At 64.1% G+C, this 3,172-nt stretch carries 2 protein-coding genes; both read right to left on the minus strand.

Annotated features, from left to right (window positions below):
• Positions 1–1,612: DUF1522 domain-containing protein (locus tag IVB47_RS02050; RefSeq protein WP_247459525.1), on the minus strand; the 1,612-nt coding region annotated here is incomplete at its 3' end.
• Between the two features lie 214 nt (positions 1,613–1,826).
• On the minus strand, positions 1,827–3,172 hold a 1,346-nt coding region (locus IVB47_RS02055; protein WP_247459527.1), incomplete at its 5' end, for a DUF1522 domain-containing protein.

The raw sequence follows: 3,172 nt of genomic DNA on the forward strand, positions 1-3,172 counted from the left end.
GGTTGGCCTGAAGCTGCACATTGAGCTGATCGAGCGTCTTGACGGTGCCGTTGGTGCCGTCGCCGAAGGTGACGTTGACCGGCGCGCCGCCGTTGAAGGAGGTGAAGGTCAGCGTCTTGCCGGCGACGCCACCAACACCGGAGTTGCGCGCCGCGGCGAAAGCGGTCGCCGTTCCCGTATTGCCGCTGAGACCGAACGCGTTGAGCGCATTGCCGGTGCCGGTGATCGACAGGTCGGCGTTGATGCCGGTGGAGAGCGCAAGCTGACCGCTGCTGTTGACCGACGAGGGGATCTGGCCCGCGGTGGTCGACAGCGTCGCCGAGCCGTTGAAGATGCTGGCGGTCTTGACGCCGGTGGCAAGGTCGATCGAGTTGAGCAGATCGGTGAGCGTCGCGCTCTGGAGGTAGACGGTCGAATTACCGTTGCCGTCGGTGACGATATTGTTGTTGACGCCGCCGGAGGTCACGCTCAACGCCGACTGGGGCGACTGGGCGTTTTTGAAAGTGATGGTGTGGCCGTCGATGTTCAGCGTCGAGCCGTCCTGAACGAGCGAGCCGAGCGAGCCCGCGGTGGTCGATCGGTCCGCGCTCACGCTCGCATTGCCTGCGCCGGTCGCCGCGGTCAGACCGAGCTTGTTGAGGAAATCGGCCTTGCCCGTCAGGCTCAGATCGGCGCCGGTCGAACTCTTCAGCGTGACCTGGCCGCCCGTGACGGACGACGCCACCTGCAGCGTACCGATCGGACCGGTCGAGCCGCTGACCGTAATGGTTGCCGCGCCTGCACTGATTGCCGCGGTCTTGACGCCGCTGGCGAGGTCGATCGCGCTGAGGACGTCGTTGACGGTCGCGCCGGGCGCAGCCGGCGTTCCCTCGTAGACGATCGAATTGCCGTTACCGTCGGTGGCGATGTGCCCACTGGGGTTGAGGCCCCAGCCGGTCGGCTGCGTCGTCGGCGCGATACCGGTGCGGAAGGTGATGGTCTTGCCGTTGACCGTGATGGTGTCGCCGTCCGCGGGCGGCGCGCCGAAGGTGGTGGATGTCGTGGTGCCGACCAGTGTGGTGGTACCGGACAGTGCAGTCGTGCCGTCGGCCGCGGTCGCGGCAAACCCGACATTCGTGCCGGCGTTCGAGCCCAGCGAGGCGCCGAGCGCGGCGGTTCCCGTGACCGGGGTTACGCCACCGGCTGCGCCGGTATAGAGCACATTGCTCTTGGCGGTCGCGCTCGCGTAGGAGGTCGTACCGCGCAGGTCGGCGGGCGTCGCACCGGGAATCGTGGTGGAGACGTTGGACTTGGTCGAGTAGCCGACCGTGGTCTGGAGCGCCTGGTTGGCGATCGACTTGGCGCTGTCGATCAGCTTCTGCAGCGAGGTGATGCCGGTGTTGGCGGCCTGGAGCACCTGCACACCGTTGTTGATGCCATCCAGCAGGTTGCCGATGTCGCTCGCCCGGTTGTCCAACCCCTGGGCCGTGAAGAAATTGGTGGGATTGTCGAGCGCTGTGTTGACCTTCTTACCGGTCGACAGCCGCTCCTGCGTCGTGGCCAGCAAGTCGGCCGTCGACTGCAGCGACAACAGGTTCTGGCGAACGGACGCCGAGAGAACGATGTTGGACATTGGCGAGTCTTCCTCTTGAACCAGGTACGAATCGGCCGCGCGGTTTTGGAAGCGGGCTTTTGTCCAGTCTTAGAGGCTGTCCTTTAAAGTATGGTTAACGCCGGTTTAAGGGATAGGGTTAATGGGCGGTGAACGTCCCTGCCCCCTCCAGACGCAAAAAAGCGGCGGGGCAAATGACCCCGCCGCTCTTATTTTATTTAATGATACCAGTTACTTAGCGGAGCAATTGGAGCACACTCTGCTGCGAAGTGTTGGCCAGCGACAGCGCGGAGACCGCGATGGACTGGCGGGTCGACAGCGCCTGGCTGTTCGCGGCTTCGACGTTGGTATCGGACAGCGTGAGGTTCGAAGAACCGGTCTGCAGCACGTTGATCAGGTTCTTGTTGAAGTCCTGACGCACCTGCACCACCGAGAGGTTCGAACCGAGGCTCGACGCTTCCGAGCGCAGCGTGCTCGACGCGGCGTTCAGGTTCGTCAGCACGCGATTGGACGCGGCGTTGTCGATGAAGTCGACACCGACGGTCAGGGCAGCGAGGCCCAGACCCTTGGAGTTGTAGGTCACGCCGGTGATGTTGAGGCTCGACTTGCCGGTCTCGTCGAACACCAGCTTGAGTTGATCGCCGTTCAGCAAATTGACGCCGTTGAACGAGGAGTCCTGCGAGGTCGTGTCGATCTGGTTCAGGATGTTGTTGTACTGAGACACCAGGTTCGCACGGGCCGTCTGTGCAACCGCATCCTGGACGGGGCTGGAAGCCGTCGAGAAGGTCAGCGCCGAAGTCAGCGTGCCGCCGATGCCACCGCCTGCGACGGTCGAACCGATCGTCGAGGACGCGTAGTCGTTGGACGCCGTGATGGTCAGCCGGCCGTTGGCGTCGATCGTTGCAGCCAGATTGTTGGCCAGAAGCGCCGTGTTGAGCTGATCGAGCGTCTTGACCGTGCCGTTGGTGCCGTCGCCGAAGGTGGCATTGACCGCCGTGCCGCCGTTGAACGCGGAGAAGGTCAAGGACTTGCCGGCAATGCCGCCGACCCCGGAGGTGCGCGCCGCGGTAAATGCCGACGCACTGCCGGTGTTGCCGGCCAGCCCGAATACATTCAGTGCATTGCCGCTGCCCGTGATCGTCAGATCGGCATTGATGCCGGTCGAGAGCTTCAGCTGACCGGACGTATTGATCGTCGAGTTCGACTGGCCTGTGGCGGTCGCAAGCGTCGCGGTGCCGTTGGCGTTGACCGTCGCGGTCTGCACGCCGGTGGCAAGGTCGATCGCCTTGAGCACGTCGGCAACCGTGCCGGCCTGCAGATAGACGGTCGAGTTGCCGTTGCCGTCGGTGAGGATGTTACCGCTGGCACCGAAGCCGCTCGGAACGCTCGGAGCACCGGTCGATCCCGGGATCGGCGCGTTCTTGAAGGTGATGGTATGACCATCGACGTTCAGCGACGAACCGTCCGTAAGGGTTGCACCCAGCGAGGCGGCGCTCGTTGTTCGGTTGACGGACAGGCTCGCATTGCCTGCACCGGAAGATGTCGTCAGGGCGAGAGCCTTGAGCAGGTCGGCCTTGCCGG

The sequence above is a fragment of the Bradyrhizobium sp. 62 genome, assembly GCF_023073035.1.
Classification (GTDB): Bacteria; Pseudomonadota; Alphaproteobacteria; order Rhizobiales; family Xanthobacteraceae; genus Bradyrhizobium.